Below are 18,068 nucleotides of genomic sequence, written 5' to 3' on the forward strand. Positions count from 1 at the left end.
AGTAGCCACTTCTTTGAATCGAAACAAGAATTGCCATGAATACCTTGGTTTGTATTGAGCCCGGCCAGTTTAGCTACGAAGACCGGACCTTGCCCGCACCGCAAGAAGGGCAGGCCCTGCTGCGCATCCGGCGCATCGGCATCTGCGGCACCGACTTGCACGCCTACGAGGGCACGCAGCCGTTTTTCGCGTATCCGCGGGTGCTAGGGCACGAGCTAGCCGGTGAGTTGGTAAGCGCAGTACCTGGTTTTGAAATCGGAGAGGCCGTTACGTTTATTCCGTATTTCAACTGCGGCATTTGCATTGCCTGCCGTTCGGGCTTGCCTAACTGCTGCACCCACATCAACGTGTGCGGGGTGCACTCCGACGGCGGCATGGGCGAGTATCTGTCGGTGCCGGCGTACTCGCTGGTGCACGGCCAGGGCCTCAGCTACGACGAGCTGGCGTTGGTAGAGCCGCTGGCTATTGGGGCCCACGGCGTGCGGCGGGCCGGGGTGAAGCCCGGCGAATACGTGCTAGTGGTAGGAGCAGGGCCTATTGGCTTGGGCATCATGGAATTTGCCCGTATTGCCGGGGCGCACGTCATTGCCCTTGATATCAACGAGCAGCGCCTTGCTTTCTGCAAAGACAAATTGCAGGTAACCCACACCATCAATGCCCTATCGGCGGACGTAACCGAGCAACTGCGCGTTGTGACGAACGGCGACATGCCCACGGTGGTAATTGATGCTACCGGCAGTCTGAAGGCCATCAACAATGGTTTCGGTTACCTTGCCCACGGCGGCCGCTACGTGCTGGTTGGTTTGCAGAAAGGCGACATCAACTTCAGCCACCCCGAGTTTCACAAGCGCGAGGCTACGCTCATGAGCAGCCGCAACGCCACCCGCGAAGACTTCGAGCACGTCATTGCCTCGATGAAAGCGGGGCTGGTACAGCCAACTACGTATATCACCCACCGAGTGCCTTTCAACCAAGTACAAGCTGAATTTGCTAGTTGGCTCGACCCGGCCACCGGCGTAATAAAAGCTATGGTAGAGCTGTAGTAGCTGGCGCTGTTTTAATTGCCAGTCGTGCCTACTGCTTCGTCTCGCATGACGAAGCAGTAGGCACGGCAGCGGTGTGTTTGGGTAGGCGCAATAAAGCCACTTCGTAATCTCTTAACAGCTGCTAATGTGCGGTATTTGTTGCTTGTTGGGCTGCAGATGGTGCGTTGAAATTTGTCGTGCAGAGCAACAAATTCCGCTACTTTTGCCGCTGCTGTGGCCGTTTTGGCCGCGGGCGGATATAAGGGCAGTTAAGCTTGGCAACGGATTACAAAAAAGTGTGGCGACAGGTTCGGCAAGTGCTGTTGCAAGTGGTGGTGGCCTTGTTTCTGACTTCGGTGGCGTGGGTGCTGATGTACCGCTGGGTGTCGCCGCCGGCTACCTGGCTTATGCTCGACCGCCGCGCCTACGCGCCCATTGGCAAAGGATACTACGGTATTCAGGAAGACGACCGCCGTATTCGGTACTACTTCAAAGGCCTTGATGAAGTGTCGCCGCAGGTGCCATTGGCGCTGATTGCGGCCGAAGACCAACGCTTTCTGCTGCACCATGGCTTCGATGGCAATGCCCTTTTGAATGCGGCTAAATACAACCTTAGCAGCGGCAAGCGGCTGCGCGGTGGCAGCACTATCTCGCAGCAGGTAGCCAAAAACGTGTTTTTGTGGCAGGGGCGCAGCTATATCCGCAAGGCTGCCGAAGCCTATTTCACGGTGCTTATCGAGCTGTTTTGGAGCAAGCAGCGCATCATGGAAATGTATTTGAGCGTAGCTGAAATGGGCGACTGCACCTTTGGCGTGGAGGCCGCTTCGCAGCGTTACTTCCACAAGTCAGCCGACAAAATCACGGCCGGTGAAGCCGCGTTGCTCGCTGGCGTGCTTCCCAATCCCTTGCGTTTTCGGGCCAGCAACCCTGGGCCACAAGCGCGTGCCAAACAACAGCGGGTGCTACGCAACATGCGGCAGCTGGGCGGTAAGGCGTACGTACAGGAGCTGATTGAAGAATAGCAAAGCAGCGAGTATCGCCGCAGCGCAGGCAAGGTATTCTGTTATCTTGGGCCTCATGAAGCCTATTCTACTTTCTCTTTGTGTGGCTGCGCTGGCCGCTTGCACGTCTTCGCCCGCTGCCAAAACCACCGAAACGCCCGCTGAAACGCGCCGCGCTATCACCCAGCTGCTCGCCACCCAAACGGCCGCCTGGAACCGCGGCGACGTAACTACTTTCATGCAAGGCTACTGGCGCTCCGATTCGCTGGTGTTCATTGGCAAGAGTGGCCTCACCTACGGGTGGCAGCCAACGCTCGACAATTATCGGCGCAACTACCCCAACGCTGCCGCCATGGGCCAGCTGCGCTTCACCGACCTCCGCGTCACCCCCGATGGCGCCGATGCCGCCCACGTAGTAGGCCGCTGGCATCTTGCCCGCCCCGGCCTTGGCGATTTACAAGGCCAATACTTACTAGTACTGCGCCACCTCAACGGCCAGTGGGTTATCGTCGCGGACCATTCGAGTTAGAGAAGAAGCTAAAAGACACGAGCCAGTTCTCTCCCTTAAGAAGAGAACTGGCTCGTGTTTTTTAAAGCAGTTGAAAGCTATTTCATTACCGGCTTGCCAGTACCTTCCCCGTCCAAATCAGTTTCAGTGGTGGCGGTTTCGTCTTTGTGCTTTTCTTGCTGCACGGCCGAAATGGCTTCCTGGAAGATCAGGCCGGTTTTGGCCGCGTGTTCTGCGGCTTGAACAGTGTCTTGCACCAGTAGCATTTCCACCTTGTCGTTGCGCAGTTCTTCGCTGACACGCTCTACCATGGCGGCGCGGTCGGGCCGCTTCAGAATGTCGCGGATATAAATGGCCAAGATGCGGCCGGGGTGGCGGCGTACTACCTCGCGGTAGATATTGGCGTCTTCCTGCCCCGAGTCGCCGATAAGTACGAACTGTAGCTTGGGATAGGTGAGAAGCAGATTATCAATTTCCTTGAGCTTGTGGCCGTGGTGGGCCGTGGCGTCGCCAGCTTTCTTGCCACCAATAGCAAAATCGCGCAGCAGAAGCGGACCGGGTGGTATTTCGTTTAAGGCCAAGAAGTCCTCTAGTAAATCGTAGAGATTCCAGGGCGAGCTACTAACGTAGAAGAAGGGGTTGTTGCGCTTGCCATTGCGGCCTAGCTGCAGAGCCCGATAGAATTCGGCTACACCTTTGAAAGGCAACCTTGAATGGGCATTGCGCACAAGTACGGTGCGGGCCATGCGCAGCAGGTCCGTGGACGACGTTTGAATAACGGTATCGTCGAGGTCGGAGATGATGCCGTATTCCGCGTCGGCGGGCGGAATGAGTACCGGCGCTGCCGCCCGCAAGCCGGGTGCAGCGGTAAAGGGGTGGGGCGCCTGTTGCAGCAGTACTTCCACCGGGTACCACATAAAGTCCACCGGTTCGGGTAAGCTTTCGGGGGCTAAGTTTATCGTGAAATAACCTTCTTCATCGGTCACGACGGGGTGCGTGGTGCCGTCGGCGGGTTGCACGAGCAGTTGCGCGCCGCTGATTTCGTTGCTCTCGAAACGGCGGTACATATTGAGCAGATTGTGCCAGCGTGAGTCGCCTTCGCCTGGCTCGCCAATACCTTTATCGGTAAGCAGGCGCCCTTTTACGTAGAGGCGCGTGCTGGTGCCGTAGCTGCGGTACGGTACTATCTGGAGGGGATGCAGCAGTCCGAGCCGGGCGCGGGTGCGGGTTATGAGGTCGTCGGCGCGGTCAGCTAGGTCGCCAATCTTGTTGAGTATAGACATATTCGCAAGTACGCGGGTAAAGCGGAATTTGATACTTGCGCCTAATGCCTCTTTAGCGGAAGAGCTACACCCAAACAAAAAGACCAGTCGCAACGGCAACTGGTCTTTCTAAAGTCTTAGCGGCTCTGTACGTGCAAAGCCGTTGTTCTGAGTGCGCTAAAGGACAATTAAATGATTCGCCGCAGTTCCTCGAAGTTGCTGTTTGAAACAGTACGACTCTGGCACTTGAGTTCAGCCGCTTTGGCCTGAATGTCCTGAACGCGTGAGCCAGGGTTGGGGTGGGTACTCAAAAACTCTGGCGTGTTGGCACCGCCCTGCGCCTCCGACTTAATAAAGAAGCCTGCTGCGCCGTCGCAGGAATAGGTGGTTGGGTTGAGGTAGATAACCGAATACTGGTCGGCTTCCCGCTCGAAGTCGCGGCTGAATTTCAACTGGCCCAGCCCACTCGCAATTTGCACGAGCTGGCCAGGGTTTTCGCCCAGCACCAAACTTAGCAGGGTATTAATACCATATTCGTTCTGAAGCTGCCGCGAGGTGTGCCGCCGGTCGGCGTGGGCTATTTCGTGGCCGAGCACGCCTGCCAATTGGCTTTCATCTTCCAAAAACTTAATCAGGCCCGAAAACACATAAATGTGGCCGCCAGGCGTAGCAAAGGCATTTTGGGTAGCATCGTCCTTGATGATTTTTACATCCCAAGGAAACTCATTGCGGTATTGCAGCTGCCCCGAATTCAGCACCTTATTTACTACTCCATCGAGCAGCTGATACGCGCGGGGGTTACTTGAGCGCTCCAGCAACTGCCCTTTGGCCCGGTACGTGGAATCGGTTTGGGCTGCTACTTGCTCGCCAAGGGCTTTGTCGTCTTCAATAGAAAAGAGAATAGGATCGTCGGAGCAGGCAGTAGTGCCACCCAGAGTAGCAACTAAAGAAAGTAGGGCTAAGGACTTAAGTGAAAAAAGGCGCATTGAAAAGCGAATTGGTTGAATAGAAAAGAGCGTAAAACTCCTCAGTTGAAAGAAAAAACGGTGCCAAAAAGCTGGAATCGGTACGGGACAGCACGCTGTCAAGTTGTTTTGATGAGGTACAAGGAGGTAGAACCCGGATAATCAGAGAGAAAAAAGTGGTGGAATATTGGGCCAAATTCCGCCTGTGATGTCAATTGTGCAGGTGCGCAACGGGTAATGTACCTAAACAGTAGGGGCTAGCTGAACCACAGAAAGACCTTTCTCGGGTATCTGCCGTACACAACTTTCACCCACCACTCTGGCACTCCGCGTTTCGCTTTATTTAAAGTTCCTATGTCTACTGTTGCCCAGCCGCGGCCCAAAACCAAGAAGAAGCGCCTCGCGCCCCTAGAAGATTCGCACGAACTCTACAAAGACCCCGCCCGGCAGGCCGAGCTAGCCGGTTTGCGCTACCGCACCGACACCAAACCCGCCCTTACGCGCCAGCCCGGCCCTGACGGTACGTTCACCTATCACAAAGCCAATGGCGAGCTAATAACCGACGAGAAAATCCTGGAGCGTATCAAAAGCTTCGTGATTCCGCCAGCCTGGACCGACGTTTGGATTTCTGACACTGCCAATAGCCATTTGCAAGTAACCGGGCGCGATGCCAAGGGCCGCAAGCAGTACCGCTACCATCCTGCCTGGGACCAAGCCCGGAGCCTGACCAAGTTCAGCCGGTTGCGCGCTTTCGGCGAAAAGCTGGCCGACTTGCGGCGTCAGATGCAAAAGGATTTGGCCCGCCCCGAACTCGACAAAAGCAAAGTAATGGCGCTGGTCCTCACCCTCATGGACCGGTCGTATATCCGCATTGGCAACAAGGAGTACGCCAAGGAAAACAAAACCTACGGCCTCACTACCCTCCGCGACAAACATGTGCAGGTTAGTGGTTCCGATGTGCGGTTTGCGTTTGTAGGTAAGAAAGGCGTAGCCCACGACCTCACCATCCATGACCGGAAGCTGGCTAAGCTTGTACAGAAGTGCAAGGAAATACCGGGGCAGCACTTATTTCAGTACTACACCCCCGATGGTAAACGGGCCGAGCTGGAGTCCGGCGACGTGAACGAGTATCTGCAGCAGGTAACCGGCCTGGCGCTATCAGCCAAAGACTTCCGTACGTGGGGCGGCACCGTGAAGATGGTGGAGTGCCTGGAAACCGTCATCAATGAAGAACCCGATTTCCCGAAGCCCAAGAGCTTAAAACGGGCATTGCAAGACGTTGCCCACGAGCTTGGCAACACGCCCACCGTCTGCTCGAAATACTACATTCACCCCCAAGTGGTGGAGCTCTTCAATACCGACAAGCTCATCGACTACCTCCGCCGCCACGACGCCGACCCCTCCGAAAACGACTTGCTTACGCCCACTGAGCACATGGTGCTCGACATGCTGGCTGAGTTGGAAGGGGACATCGTGAAACAATAGGTCAACGATTTGCTCTGCCTATGTATTAACTTAATCATTCCCGTAGATAAAAGACAAGCCCCTAATGTCAATGGAGACACTAGGGGCTTGTCTTTTGGTATTGAAATCAAATAAAGGCATTAGGCCTCCATAGAACGTTACCTTCCCGAACCGTCTCGGTCAAAGGCATGGGAGGTGACACCGTGCGTGGTTTTGTCTTTCAGTTCGGGGGCGGGTTCGAAGGTGTTGTTGCGGGCTGTGTCGTAGAAACGGGTTTTGCGGCGCAAACCAGCTACGCGCGAATGGTCGAGCACCTCATCTTCGTGCGGGCCACCATAAATATTCACGAACGGGCTGCGCCGCACTTTGCCTCGTACCTCGAACACATCCTTGCCTTGCAAGCCATGCAGGTTAATGCTGTGCGTTTCCGTAGGGTTGAAGCGTCGCCGATAAAGCAGCGAATCCGGGCGCGACTTGCTGCTGTCCTTGAATTGCCGGTACACCGAAACCACTGTTGTTGTGTCGTTGAGGCGGTCCACCACGAACCGTTCGTCTTCGTCGGTGCCTGCTACCAGTACGTGGCGGGCCCGCAGTCGGTAAAACTCCTCGGCGACTTTGGGTAGTGCGTCGCGGCGGGAGCGTAGGTCGGCTATCATGCGGGCGCCTTCGTCTTGGTAGACCTCACGCGGCAAGCCTTGCCGAACGGCTTGCTCGATAACAGCGTCGGTGAGGCGCTTTTGCAGGTCAAGGGCTGTGGCTGCGTATGCAGGGTGCGGAAGCCGGGTCAGTACTTGCTCGTCGAGGTAGCCCGCGTTGCGGGTATATCCTTCTATGCTTTCGTAGTGGGCCCCAAACGTGCGAAACTTGCGCACCACCTTACTTGCCAGCCAGGGAATTAGGCCGTCGTCGAACCGAAAAAACACTTGGTCACGGTCTTGCGGTACGGGAGTCCAACGGGTGCCACCCCGGGGCTGAGTGTACGCCGCCCAGCTCCATTGGCCTTCGTGCCGGTCCCAATCACCGAGCCAAATATCCAGCAGGCGGGCGCGCAGGAAGGTAGCTTCGTCGATGGTGTGTTGGCCGGTCCGGTATCGCTCGGCCAGCATATCGGCGGTTTCTTCGAGTGCGGTAGCACCGGGCAGGCGCCCAGCAATATTCGCCTCGCCTTCTAGCTTCTCTTCCAGCATGACCACTCGCCCCTGGTATAGCTCCGAAGCTGAGCCCAAGCCATTCTCATCGGCCCGAACATAGAAAGGCCGTGGATTTGTATGCGGGATACCAGCCGCTTCGGCCAGTGGGGGCACCACAAAAGCGCCATAAGGATGTCCTGCCGACGTAGCATCGCGCACTAAGTTGAGCACAAAGCTGTGGCGAAGCACTTTGGGCAACGTACGATACGGGTTTTTGTCGATGGTCCGCAGCGCGTACCCTTGCCCGGCGGGGGTAAGCACGGTCATGCTGGTGGTTTGAAAGCCGCCGCCTATTTTGCCCGGTTTCAAGCCGCCCGGTACAATAGAAGCTAACTTCAGGACGGGCAGCGTGACGGGTTCCGTCCAGGCCGGGCGATGATGCGGGCCCAGCAGCATTCGCCCAATAGGGCCCCGTTGGTAGTGGCGGCCGGCTGTTACGCGGGCACTGTCGGCGGTGCCAGCAAGTGGAGTAGGATCGAGCCGGGCATCGGGTTGGAAAAACTTCTGGCGGGCGCAGCCAGCAGTGAGCAGCAATAGAAGGGCAAACGAGTAGCGAGGTGTCATGCGGGGCGGAAAGCGCGGCTTGACTCCTTGAACGGAGATAAAGATGAGTTGTTAGCTATGGTTAAGCTTAAAGCGTTTTTTCTTGGTTACCACTGTCCATGCTTGTTGTTTTAATATTTCTTAATGCCGCAAGATTCAACCTCACGCAGTGAGTTTGCGGTATAAGGCTGGCGACTGGCCTCAAAGGCGCCTCTATCTTGTTCCGTGTCACGTCCTTTTATTCCGCGCCGGGTTCAATTCACCGTTTGTTTGTGCGCCGCAGCGGTGTGTCAAGCTTGCTCGGCACCCGCGGCGCCACCCGGACCGCCCATTGCCGCCCACATCCGCCCCGATTCCACAGTACGGGTGGCAGCCGGTACGCAGTACCTTCGCTCCAAGCTGCACCAATTCTTTTGGGGTAAGCATTACCGCGAGCTTTGGGCCCTGCCGGTGGAAGTGCCGGTTTTCAACCTACGCACGGCCGTGCCCGGTGGGTTAGTGCCCGTGCAGGAAGGCGGCTCTTTTCAAACCAAGAATCTGCGTCTCGTCGCGCCCAACGGTCGGCAGTACGTGTTGCGCTCCGTGGATAAAGACGCCACCAAAGCATTGCCCGAGAGCTTGCAAAACGGTCCGATTGGACGCTTAATGAAAGACCAAACCAGCGTCATCAACCCCTATGGGGCGTACATCGTGCCGCGTTTAGCGGAGGCGGTCGGCGTTTATCACACCAATCCGCGCTTGGTGTATGTAGGCAATGACCCAGCGTTGGGGCAGTTTCAGAAGGACTTTGCCAATGCACTCTACTTATTCGAGGAACGCCCCGAAGGCGACCAAAGCACGGTAGCTAGTTTCGGCAATTCCAACCGGGTGGTAAGTTCGCGCCATGTGTTCACCAACCTGCTCGCCAACCCGCAGTATCGGGTGGCGGCGCGGCAATATTTGCGGGCTCGGCTTTTCGATATGTGGCTCGGCGACTGGAGCCGGCGCGAAGACCAGTGGCGCTGGGCCAGCTTCCCGACTGCCAACGGCGGGATTGAGTACCGACCCATCCCGCGCGACCGGGACCATGCCTTCTTCAAGTTTAACGATGGGCTTCTAACGCACATTATTGGGTGGGTGAAGTCCAATTACCAGACCTTCGAGAAGGATATTGGCTTAAACAACGTCGCGGGCCTGAACCGCGCCGCCGAACCCATGGACAAGTCATTGTTGGTGTATTTAAACCGGCAAGACTTCCAGCAAATTGCCGATTCCATGCGGCTACAGCTCTCCGACCCCGTAATTAAAGAAGCCTTGTCGGTGTGGCCTAAGGAAGTGTACGCCTTGGCTGGTGAGGAATTTGATGAGAAACTGCGCAGCCGCCGCAACCAGTTGCCCTTGGTGGCCGACAAGTTTTATGAACTGTTGGCCCGCAATGTAGAAATGCCAGGCACCAGCGCCCCCGAGCGGTTTGTAGTGGAGGTGCCCCGCCCACAGCAAGTGCAGGTAAGCGTGTATCAAATCGGGTACGCCTGCCCCGACAGCTTGGTAGGCCGCCGTACGTTTCAGGTGGGGGAAACCAGCACCCTGAAACTGTATGGGCTAGGTGGTTCTGATATTTTCGAGTTCAAAGCGTTACCTGCCACCGGCATCACGGTAGGTATTTATGATGGTGCCGGTCAAGATGCTGTGCGAGCCTCCGTCAACACGGCGCCCACCCGTACGCGCATCACAATTTTCGATAGCGGCGACGGCAACAACTTACTGGTGCCGCGGGCCGTGAAAGTGGAGCGGCATTTGCCCGCCGCCACCGAATTCGATGCCGCCGGCTGGTTGCTCCGGCACCGATTGTACTAAATCGTGGCTTAAATGGCCCCGCAAATTAACTGATTGTCTTATATTTGCACTTCTATATCGAGCGCATGCAGCAATTCTCTACTCCTGATTATATCACTATTACGTATCGCGCCGATCTACGCATGATAGTAGCCCGTTGGTTGCGGCCTACTTCATCGCCCGAGACCCGGGAGGGATATCACTTTATCTTGAAGGCAGGGGTGCACTTTAGCTGTCCTTACTGGCTTCTCGATGGTCGTCGTCGGCTGCCGGCTGACACTGAAACTACTAATTGGGCGCTGTTCGAGTTTTTTCCGCAAGCAAGTGCGCAACTGGGCCAGCGGGTATGCCTGAGCCAATTGCTGTCGCCAAGCTACCAGCAAGCAACGGACACCATACCTGCAATTCAGCAGTTGGAAGAAGCGCCTCAAACCTATCAAATGCGGCGCTTCAACGACGAAGCACAGGCCGTTGATTGGTTGCGCGTATGCCAGCAGTACGCCTTGCAGCCAAGCTAAGAACAGTGCTTGGCGCAGGCGACAACTCTATTAGTTAAGACGAGGAAGGTAGCTTGTTGCTTAGAGCAAGCGCTTTAGTTGGAGCGCGTGTAATGCAGGACGTGGGCTGCGGCGGCCAAGTATAGTGAGTAGTACCATCCGGTACCATTGACGGCCCCGTGGGCCCACCCAGCGGTAGCGGCGTTGGGCGTAGTCAACAAACGAAGTAGCGGGGGCGTGGAGTAGCTGGTTCATAGCGGTAGGGAAGAGGAAGGCTTATACTAGCAGTGTAAAGCTAACGCACTATCCAACCCGGCACATCACATATACATGTGATGCCAACTAGTACCAAAAAGCCCCGAATCGTAAGGAAACGGGGCTTGTATAAGGTCAACTACTCTTGTTAGGAGTTCGTGTTTTTAAAGAGTTTCACTTTATCTTTGTGCTTGGTACGCAAGTATTGCCTAATAATCTGCTGCACATCCTTGTTGTCGTTGTAGCGCGTGATGATGGCCTTGAAATCAGCGAGGTTACGGGCGGTAAAACTCTCGTCAACATACGCGAAACCCAGATACCGGCCGTTTTCTACTAGTACCACGGTTTTTTCCTGCTCGGTCCGGCCTTTGCCTACCACCACAAAGGAGCCATGCTCATACGTGAACGACTCTATGGCTTGCTCTACCCGCGCATTGTACTCGGCTGGCGGCTCTAGCCCTATGCAGGCGCCTTTGCAGCGGTGCACCTGATAATCAAAGCACGAGCCAGTGGTTTTGTACAAGTCGCAGAGCTTCTGGCAAAGATTGAACTTGGCCACCTTGTGGAACAGAAAGCCTTTGGCTTTGTACTGGTTGCCAAGCGCAATAAGCGGGTGCGATTCGGCGTGGTCGTCGGCCCGGCCATAATAGAGGTGCTTGTAGCCTTGCTCGTCGGTGCGCAGGAAGATGCCAGCCGGAAACACCGAACGGCGCTGCGCCCGGTTGTAAAGTGGTTTCAGCCGCTTGATTTCGTGCGACTCGTAGAGCAGGGCCACCAATTCCGAACCTGTTAGCTCCCAGGTAATGTCGGCAATCGAGTTCTTGAATTCTATGCTCTTGCGCGACTTATAGTCGATGGCGAAGTGTTGCTGAATGCGCTTGTAGATGTTGATGCTCTTGCCAACATAAATCACCTCGCCCTGCTCGTTGTGGAAGTAGTAAACGCCCGCCTCGTGCGGCAGTGTCGCCACCTTAGCCGGGGTGATGTTGGGCGGCAGCAAGGCCGTACGGATAGCATCCTGCACAGCTTTGATCTTGCGTGCCGAAGGCTGCTTGGTGGCGACAGCCGTGTCCCCGTCAGCTACAGCTGGGCGCCGGCCGCTCGGGGCGGTGGCATCTACGGCCGCCAGGGTATCGGCTGGGGAAACAGTTGGGTCGCGCAAGGCTTCGTCCTCCTGGCTGATTTTCAAGAGCCGGTCGAAGAGGATAGCGGTAGCGGCGGCGTCACCAGCGGCGCGGTGCCGGCCATTGAGCGGAATGCCAATATTCTGGCAGAGCTTGCCCAAACTGTAGCTTGGTTGGCCGGGCATCAGGGAGCGGCTCAGCCGAACGGTACACAGCGTTTTGCGCGAGTAGTTATAGCCTAAGTCGGCAAATTCCTTTTTCAGGAAGCTATAGTCGAAACGTACGTTGTGCGCCACAAATACGCAGCCCTCCGTCATTTCCACCACCTTACGCGCCACCTCATGAAACTTGGGCGCCTCGCGCACCATATCGTCGGTGATACCCGTGAGTTGGGTGATAAAAAAGGGGATTGACCGGCCTGGGTTCAGCAGTGTTTCGTACTGATCTACCACCTTTTGGCCATCGTGAATGAAAATGGCTATTTCGGTGATGCGGTCCTGCGTTGGCTGGCCCCCAGTGGTTTCAAGGTCGATGATGGCGTACAAATGCGGCGCGGTATCGGGTAATGGAATAAGCTAAATCAACAGGAACATAACAAAGATAACCCTACAGATGGTTGCATGACCAAGGAAACACGTCCTTGGCGCACCAGCCTGAATTAGTTAAGAGCAAACTACTCCTGCTAAATCAATAATAGGGCTTCTTTGCAAGCGTATTTGTTTAACCTTCAGAAAGCAAAAAAGGCCCGCATCAAGCGAGCCTTTTTTCAATTATAGCGAGATGTTAGCCTAACGGCTAACCGATTTTTGCTGCGTAATCCAGTTTTTAGCCGACAAAATTTCGCCGTGCTGCTGCTGAATAACCGAGCGCGCTTCAGCGGGCAATTCCGCCGATTTCAATGCAGTTTCGTAAGCCTGTAGGGCCGTGGCATCGCCAGTTTCGCACTCGCCCAAAATGGCAGCGTCGTCCTGGCCCGTAATGGCCGATTTGATGTTGATCCAGCCCCGGTGTACGGCGGCAGCGGCGTCGGCTGCTAGGCCTTCTATGGTGTTGCCTTCTTCAGGATTGATACCAAACTGCTGCGCATGCTGGGTTAGTTCGGAAGCAAATTGGGCCCGCTGCTGGCTGAACTTGCTCAGGTTAGCTTTCAGTTCGCCGCTGGAAGCACCTTCAGCAGCTTCCTGATAGCCTTTAGCAGCAGTTTTGTTGATTTCTACGAGGTCGTTGTAAGCGCGGGCGATATCGCCAGTAATAGCAGCCATGATCGAAAAGGTTAGTCTGTGGAAAAGAAGTAAAGCAAGCAGCTAGAGCTGCTCAACAGGTCTGTATACCCATCGGACACGCAGCAGGTTGCCGGCAGGCAAGTATAAAATTTAGTTTTACGGCTTAGCTTCCCAAGCTGGTGGGAGCAGACCTGCCAGAAGTGGGGCGGTTGCTGGTCCGCACGATTAGCTCTACTTTTGAAACCGATCTTTATCCCACTCAGCGCTCTGCGGGAGGTGCTGACAGGTTTGCTAGTATTATTGCCTATGAAGCTTTCTCAAGTTCCACTCTCCGATCCACGTGTGCTGGAGATGTTGCAAACTGGAGAAGTTCGTTCAGCCTATGCTGCATGGAACGTTGCTGATTTGTTGCCCGCACTATGAGAAGCCTCATGCTGCTTCCGCACACTCTTCGGGTTGAGGCGTATGCGCCGGCCCATGCTGCTGCCTGGGACGCCTTGGTTGCCCATTCTGCTAACGGGCCTTTCCTGTTTGCTCGCACGTTTATGGATTACCACCAAGACCGGTTCGTTGACCAGTCTTGGTTGATCTGGCAAGGCGCTAAACTGCGCGCCATCTTTGTTGCTGCCGTTGCCCACGACACCCCAGCGCCTACCACGCTGGTTTCCCACCCGGGGCTCACGTACGGGGGCCTCGTGACGGTTGCCGGGGTGAAGTATGCCGAGTTGGTGGTGATGCTCGACCTGTTGCGTTCAACTTGGCAGGCGGCCGGTTTTCAGCAGTTGCTTGTTAGGCCCGTGCCCCGCGTATTTTGCCGGCTGCCTTCCGAAAGCTTTGCTTTTTGGCTGCATCAGCAGGGAGCCGTACTTAGCAGCCGAGAGCTTGTTGCGGTAGTGGATTTAACCCAGCCGGTGCGCATCGGAACGTGGCGGCGAGGCAACCTACGCAAAGCCCGTCGGCATGGTGTGGTGGTACGGCAGGCCAGCATTCAGGAGTACGCGGGGTTTTGGGACTTGCTTACCGCTAATCTGCTGGCTACCTACAACTGTCGGCCCGTGCACACGCTTGCCGAAATAAGCGGCCTACGTGACCGGAATCCCGGCCACCTGGAATTATGGGTGGCCTATGTGGGTGAGGAAATGGTGGCGGGCGTGCTAGTGTTTCAGGATATTCGGCAAGGCTTCGCGCACACTCAATACATTGCGGGTAGCCCCCGAGGCAAACAAGTGGGGGCTGTTGACGCCGTGCTAACGCATCTTATCCAGGAGAAGCCAGCCAGCTACAAGCGCCTTTCGTTTGGTACCTCTACTAAGCAAGGAACGGGAACAGTAAATGCTGGCCTCCTTAATCAAAAGGAAGGCTTTGGCGCTACCACGGAAGTGCTAGACACTTACCTGCTCGACTTGGGAGTAACTGAATAGCTGCTTAACTAAGTGGAATAGCGGTATTGCGAATGCGCTATTAAAAGGCTGTTTAAAACAAACAAGCCCCTGACGTTTAAGCTAACATCAGGGGCTTGTTGAATGTACGAGCTTTGCGTAGCGAAGGTCAAAGAAGAAATTACTTCGCTATTCAGTAGTTTTCTAAGAAGGCGCTCCTCGAAGTTTGGCCCACATACGGCCAAAGAAATTAGGCGTCTGGTTGCCGGGTTTCGTGGAATCTTCTCCTTCGGCTGTGTCCCCGAGCAGAAAGCCCCAAGGCTCTGTGGTCTTATTGGAATCGAGTACTACTTTGATAACGGCCATCAGCGGAATGCTGAGAATCATGCCGGGCGTGCCCCACAGCGCGTTGCCCAGAATCAGGGCCAGAATGGCGGCCAATGGGTTGATGCTTACTTGTGAGCCCGTGATCATGGGGGTAATGAAGTTTCCTTCCAAAAACTGCACCGCCACAAATACGCCTACCACGCCCGCAGCTTTCAGAGGTGAACCAGTTTCCACCAGCGTGATAATAGCCGGCAGTGTGGCTCCAATCATGATGCCGATGTAGGGAATGATGGCCAGCACCGAGGCAAAAATGGCGAAGAAGACGGCAAATTTCACGCCCAGAGCTAACAGCCCAATAGCATTAAGGATAGCTACAATGGCAATAACCTTCAACAGGCCGGAAATGTAAGCCTGTACTACCGTCTGGATACTATCGAAGGTATGCAGCACCGATGTGCGTTTATCGGGTGTCACAAAGCGGAACATGAATTGCCGCAAATGGTCCCGATAAAGCAGCAAGCAGAAGATGTAGATAAACACCTGCGCCAGATTGCCTAGCACCGCTGAGGTGGTATTCAGGGTAGTGCCCAAATAAGAGCCACCTGATTTCTTGAGCGCCTTAATCGAGGAATCCTTTACTTCTTCCAAACTCATGGGCTGGTAGCCAAATTTCACGTGCGCCCATTGCTGCGCGTTATTGAAAAACTCCATCAACTTCACTTGCAGTTTGGGTATTTCGTCCTTGAACTGCGTGAGCTGAGAGCCAAAGCCGAGCACGACACCCACGAAAATTAATACTAGGAACAGCAAGCACAGAATGATTGCCCATACCCGCCCAACGCGGTGGTCTTCCAGCCAGCGGCAAAGTGGCAGCAGCAAGAGTGCAAACAGAGCCGAAAACACGAGCGGCAGCAGAATATCATCGAGGACGCGCAGGGCGTAAATCAGCAAAACACTCCCCAGCATGAAAAAGGCGAACTGAATAATAGGGGACTGCTTTACAGGAGCACTCACCTTTTGGCTAGGTGGAGGTAGATGGTGTTGAGTGGCAGGTGGCAGCATATGCTAAAATTATTGGTAAACGTCTGGGGTGAGAGAAATGCTTTTAAGGGAAGATTTTGGAAATAATCAGGGAACAAAGGGGCAGGAAGCGCGGTTGTGAACTACTATTTTGCTAACTTGGCTAGCGAAATAAAAGCGCGGAAACGGGTATTTTCTGCGTTATTTTACCTCGAATTCGATTACTGGTTATCTCGATGGCTGAACAAGAAGTACTCACCGCGCCCGTTGCCGTGCCCGACCACGGTTATACCGAAGACAGCATCCGGTCGCTGGACTGGCGCGAACACATCCGGCTCCGGCCCGGCATGTACATTGGCAAGCTCGGCGATGGGTCTGCTTACGACGATGGCATTTATGTGTTGGTAAAAGAAGTTATCGACAACTCAATTGACGAGCACGTCATGGGCCACGGCCGCACCATCGACATCAAAATATCCGACCAGCGGGTGCAAGTGCGCGACTACGGCCGCGGCATTCCGCTTGGCAAGGTGGTCGATGTGGTGAGCAAGATTAATACGGGCGGCAAATACGACAGCAAGGTCTTTCAGAAGTCTGTTGGATTAAACGGGGTCGGCACCAAGGCGGTTAATGCGCTCAGCAATTACTTTTTGGTGCAGTCAGTGCGCGAAGGGTTAATGAAGTCGGCGGAGTTTTCGCAGGGCAACCTCGTGCAAGACCCTAAGCCGGTGAAAACCAGCCAGCGCAACGGTACGCTCATCACCTTCCAGCCCGACGATACGATTTTCCGCAACTACCGTTTCATTCCGGAGTACCTCGAAAATCAGATCTGGAACTACGTTTACCTGAACGCTGGACTGACCATCAACTTCAACGGCCAGAAGTACTACTCCGAGAAAGGACTGTACGACCTGCTGGCCCGCAAAATCGATGAGGAAAGCCGCCGCTACGGCATCATCCATCTGAAAGGGGAGGACATTGAGCTGGCACTAACGCACGGCAACGACTACGGCGAAGAATACTACTCGTTTGTGAACGGCCAGTATACTACCCAGGGCGGTACGCACTTGGCCGCTTTTCGCGAAGCGGTAGTGAAAACCCTGCGCGAGTTCTACAAGAAAGAGTATGATGCTGCCGACATCCGGGGTTCTATTGTGGCCGCCATTTCGGTGCGAGTGCAGGAGCCAGTGTTTGAGAGCCAAACCAAAACCAAACTTGGTTCGATGAACATGGGTCCCGATGGCCCGACAGTACGAGGCTTTATCCTGGACTTCGTAAAGGAGCACCTCGATAATTACCTGCACAAAAATCCTCTTACCGCAGAGGCGCTCCGCAAGCGCATTGAGCAGAACGAGCGGGAGCGGAAGGACATGGCCGGCGTAAAAAAACTGGCTAATCAGCGCGCAAAAAAAGCCAACCTGCACAACCGCAAACTCCGCGACTGCCGCTTCCACCTTGGCGAAGGCAAGCAGGAGCAGGAAGCCCTAACCACACTCTTCATCACCGAAGGTGACTCAGCCTCGGGCTCCATCACCAAGAGCCGCAACGTGGAAACGGAAGCCGTATTTAGCTTGCGCGGTAAGCCACTGAACTGCTTTGGACTGAAAAAGAAGATTGTCTACGAGAACGAAGAACTGAATCTGCTTCAGCACGCTCTCAACATCGAGGAAGGCATTGAAGGGCTGCGCTACAACCGCGTAGTAGTAGCCACCGACGCCGACGTCGACGGTATGCACATCCGGTTGCTGCTGCTTACTTTCTTCCTGCAGTTCTTCCCTGACTTGGTGCGCAATGGCCACGTGTTCATTCTGGAAACGCCTCTTTTCCGCGTCCGCAACAAGAAAACCACTATTTACTGCTACAACGAGCAGGAAAAGCAAAACGCTATGCGCCAACTCGGCCGCAACCCCGAGGTAACCCGCTTCAAGGGCTTGGGTGAGATTTCGCCCGAGGAATTTGGCAAGTTCATTGGCGACAACATCAAACTAGAGCCCGTGATTTTGCAGTCGGACCGTAGCATTCAGCAGGTGCTGAACTATTACATGGGCAAGAACACGCCTGCTCGCCAGGAATTCATCATCGAAAACCTGCGTTTGGAGAAGGATCTAGTGACTTCTGATGTGCTGCCGGTAGCAGAAGTAGCAGAAGAAGATTTGGCTTAAACTAAATCGGCGAGCAACTGCCATGGTTGCGCACCCCTAGCCGCCCCGGCCGAACGATTTTACCCTTTGGTAAGGTTGTTTGGCCGGGGCGACTCAGTAAACAAGACTGCCTCTGGCTAAACCACCAACAGGTTTAGTACGCACTGAGTGAAGCTCAAGAGTTGAGGAGAATATATTAGCCGAAATGATTGCTAATATAATTGGTAATAAAATTAGCTAGACCTCCTTCATTTAAATGAAAATTGAAGCAAATACGGCTGTTTGTGATTTGTAATAACTAAAAAAATTAGGAACTTTGAGGAAGGCGC

The 18,068-nt window shown here is 54.9% G+C and carries 16 protein-coding genes; 9 read left to right on the forward strand and 7 right to left on the reverse strand.

Going from position 1 to position 18,068, the window contains the following annotated elements:
* Nucleotides 1–35: 35 nt before the first annotated feature.
* From P1X16_RS08595 to P1X16_RS08605, 3 genes are all read left to right on the forward strand, one after another.
* A complete protein-coding gene (locus tag P1X16_RS08595) occupies nucleotides 36–1,043 on the forward strand; it encodes a zinc-binding alcohol dehydrogenase family protein (protein ID WP_277227530.1) in 1,008 nt (335 codons plus the stop codon).
* Nucleotides 1,044–1,300: 257 nt separating this feature from the next.
* On the forward strand, nucleotides 1,301–2,047 hold the full coding sequence (gene mtgA, locus P1X16_RS08600; protein WP_277227531.1) for a monofunctional biosynthetic peptidoglycan transglycosylase: 747 nt from the start codon (nucleotides 1,301–1,303) through the stop codon (nucleotides 2,045–2,047).
* A 55-nt stretch (nucleotides 2,048–2,102) separates the two neighbouring features.
* Entirely contained in the window at nucleotides 2,103–2,555 is a 453-nt protein-coding gene (locus P1X16_RS08605) for a nuclear transport factor 2 family protein (protein ID WP_277227532.1), read from the forward strand.
* Nucleotides 2,556–2,632: 77 nt separating this feature from the next.
* Here P1X16_RS08605 and P1X16_RS08610 read toward each other — a convergent pair whose 3' ends face one another.
* Together P1X16_RS08610 and P1X16_RS08615 are read right to left on the reverse strand one after the other, a co-directional pair.
* Nucleotides 2,633–3,817: a phosphatase domain-containing protein gene (locus P1X16_RS08610; protein ID WP_277227533.1), complete on the reverse strand. Its 1,185-nt coding sequence runs from the start codon at nucleotides 3,815–3,817 to the stop codon at nucleotides 2,633–2,635.
* Nucleotides 3,818–3,984: 167 nt separating this feature from the next.
* Complete coding sequence (locus P1X16_RS08615) at nucleotides 3,985–4,782, reverse strand: M48 family metalloprotease (protein WP_277227534.1); 798 nt, start codon at nucleotides 4,780–4,782, stop codon at nucleotides 3,985–3,987.
* A gap of 333 nt (nucleotides 4,783–5,115) precedes the next feature.
* Here P1X16_RS08615 and P1X16_RS08620 point away from each other — a divergent pair, with 333 nt between their 5' ends.
* On the forward strand, nucleotides 5,116–6,246 hold the full coding sequence (locus tag P1X16_RS08620) for a DNA topoisomerase IB (RefSeq protein WP_277227535.1): 1,131 nt from the start codon (nucleotides 5,116–5,118) through the stop codon (nucleotides 6,244–6,246).
* 137 nt (nucleotides 6,247–6,383) lie between these two features.
* On the opposite strand, the gene P1X16_RS08625 is transcribed toward P1X16_RS08620, so the two are convergent.
* A complete protein-coding gene (locus tag P1X16_RS08625) occupies nucleotides 6,384–7,979 on the reverse strand; it encodes a hypothetical protein (protein ID WP_277227536.1) in 1,596 nt (531 codons plus the stop codon).
* A gap of 204 nt (nucleotides 7,980–8,183) precedes the next feature.
* On the opposite strand from P1X16_RS08625, the gene P1X16_RS08630 reads away from it, so the two are divergent.
* Both P1X16_RS08630 and P1X16_RS08635 read left to right on the forward strand, forming a co-directional pair.
* A complete protein-coding gene (locus tag P1X16_RS08630) occupies nucleotides 8,184–9,794 on the forward strand; it encodes a hypothetical protein (RefSeq protein WP_277227537.1) in 1,611 nt (536 codons plus the stop codon).
* Between the two features lie 44 nt (nucleotides 9,795–9,838).
* On the forward strand, nucleotides 9,839–10,291 hold the full coding sequence (locus P1X16_RS08635) for a hypothetical protein (RefSeq protein WP_277227538.1): 453 nt from the start codon (nucleotides 9,839–9,841) through the stop codon (nucleotides 10,289–10,291).
* Between the two features lie 60 nt (nucleotides 10,292–10,351).
* Here the strand turns inward: P1X16_RS08635 and P1X16_RS08640 are convergent, their stop codons facing one another.
* The 3 genes from P1X16_RS08640 to P1X16_RS08650 form a co-directional block, all read right to left on the reverse strand.
* Nucleotides 10,352–10,525, reverse strand: a complete 174-nt coding sequence (locus tag P1X16_RS08640) for a hypothetical protein (protein WP_277227539.1) — start codon at nucleotides 10,523–10,525, stop codon at nucleotides 10,352–10,354.
* 148 nt (nucleotides 10,526–10,673) lie between these two features.
* Complete coding sequence (locus tag P1X16_RS08645) at nucleotides 10,674–12,194, reverse strand: exonuclease domain-containing protein (protein WP_277227540.1); 1,521 nt, start codon at nucleotides 12,192–12,194, stop codon at nucleotides 10,674–10,676.
* Between the two features lie 243 nt (nucleotides 12,195–12,437).
* Nucleotides 12,438–12,911, reverse strand: coding sequence for a PA2169 family four-helix-bundle protein (locus P1X16_RS08650; protein ID WP_277227541.1), 474 nt, complete (start codon nucleotides 12,909–12,911; stop codon nucleotides 12,438–12,440).
* Nucleotides 12,912–13,109: 198 nt separating this feature from the next.
* Here P1X16_RS08650 and P1X16_RS08655 point away from each other — a divergent pair, with 198 nt between their 5' ends.
* Nucleotides 13,110–13,295: a hypothetical protein gene (locus P1X16_RS08655; RefSeq protein ID WP_277227542.1), complete on the forward strand. Its 186-nt coding sequence runs from the start codon at nucleotides 13,110–13,112 to the stop codon at nucleotides 13,293–13,295.
* A gap of 8 nt (nucleotides 13,296–13,303) precedes the next feature.
* Nucleotides 13,304–14,293 (forward strand): GNAT family N-acetyltransferase, encoded by a 990-nt coding sequence (locus P1X16_RS08660; RefSeq protein ID WP_277227543.1) that lies wholly within the window; start codon nucleotides 13,304–13,306, stop codon nucleotides 14,291–14,293.
* Nucleotides 14,294–14,455: 162 nt separating this feature from the next.
* Here the strand turns inward: P1X16_RS08660 and P1X16_RS08665 are convergent, their stop codons facing one another.
* The gene (locus P1X16_RS08665) at nucleotides 14,456–15,592 is read right to left on the reverse strand and encodes an AI-2E family transporter (RefSeq protein WP_277227544.1); all 1,137 of its coding nucleotides are present in this window, start codon (nucleotides 15,590–15,592) and stop codon (nucleotides 14,456–14,458) included.
* A gap of 242 nt (nucleotides 15,593–15,834) precedes the next feature.
* Between P1X16_RS08665 and P1X16_RS08670 the strand changes: the two genes are divergently transcribed.
* Entirely contained in the window at nucleotides 15,835–17,760 is a 1,926-nt protein-coding gene (locus tag P1X16_RS08670; RefSeq protein ID WP_277227545.1) for a DNA topoisomerase IV subunit B, read from the forward strand.
* The last annotated feature ends 308 nt before the right edge of the window (nucleotides 17,761–18,068 follow it).

It is taken from the genome of Hymenobacter sp. YC55 (assembly GCF_029433095.1).
GTDB lineage: Bacteria > Bacteroidota > Bacteroidia > Cytophagales > Hymenobacteraceae > Hymenobacter.

Bases quoted from the DNA above. Each gene is read 5' to 3' on its own strand.
- P1X16_RS08595 (WP_277227530.1), top strand. From the start codon at position 36: ATGAATACCTTGGTTTGTATTGAGCCCGGCCAGTTTAGCTACGAAGAC.
- P1X16_RS08605 (WP_277227532.1), top strand. From the start codon at position 2,103: ATGAAGCCTATTCTACTTTCTCTTTGTGTGGCTGCGCTGGCCGCTTGC.
- P1X16_RS08610 (WP_277227533.1), bottom strand. From the start codon at position 3,817: ATGTCTATACTCAACAAGATTGGCGACCTAGCTGACCGCGCCGACGAC.
- P1X16_RS08615 (WP_277227534.1), bottom strand. From the start codon at position 4,782: ATGCGCCTTTTTTCACTTAAGTCCTTAGCCCTACTTTCTTTAGTTGCT.
- P1X16_RS08620 (WP_277227535.1), top strand. From the start codon at position 5,116: ATGTCTACTGTTGCCCAGCCGCGGCCCAAAACCAAGAAGAAGCGCCTC.
- P1X16_RS08625 (WP_277227536.1), bottom strand. From the start codon at position 7,979: ATGACACCTCGCTACTCGTTTGCCCTTCTATTGCTGCTCACTGCTGGC.
- P1X16_RS08640 (WP_277227539.1), bottom strand. From the start codon at position 10,525: ATGAACCAGCTACTCCACGCCCCCGCTACTTCGTTTGTTGACTACGCC.
- P1X16_RS08650 (WP_277227541.1), bottom strand. From the start codon at position 12,911: ATGGCTGCTATTACTGGCGATATCGCCCGCGCTTACAACGACCTCGTA.
- P1X16_RS08660 (WP_277227543.1), top strand. From the start codon at position 13,304: ATGCTGCTTCCGCACACTCTTCGGGTTGAGGCGTATGCGCCGGCCCAT.
- P1X16_RS08670 (WP_277227545.1), top strand. From the start codon at position 15,835: ATGGCTGAACAAGAAGTACTCACCGCGCCCGTTGCCGTGCCCGACCAC.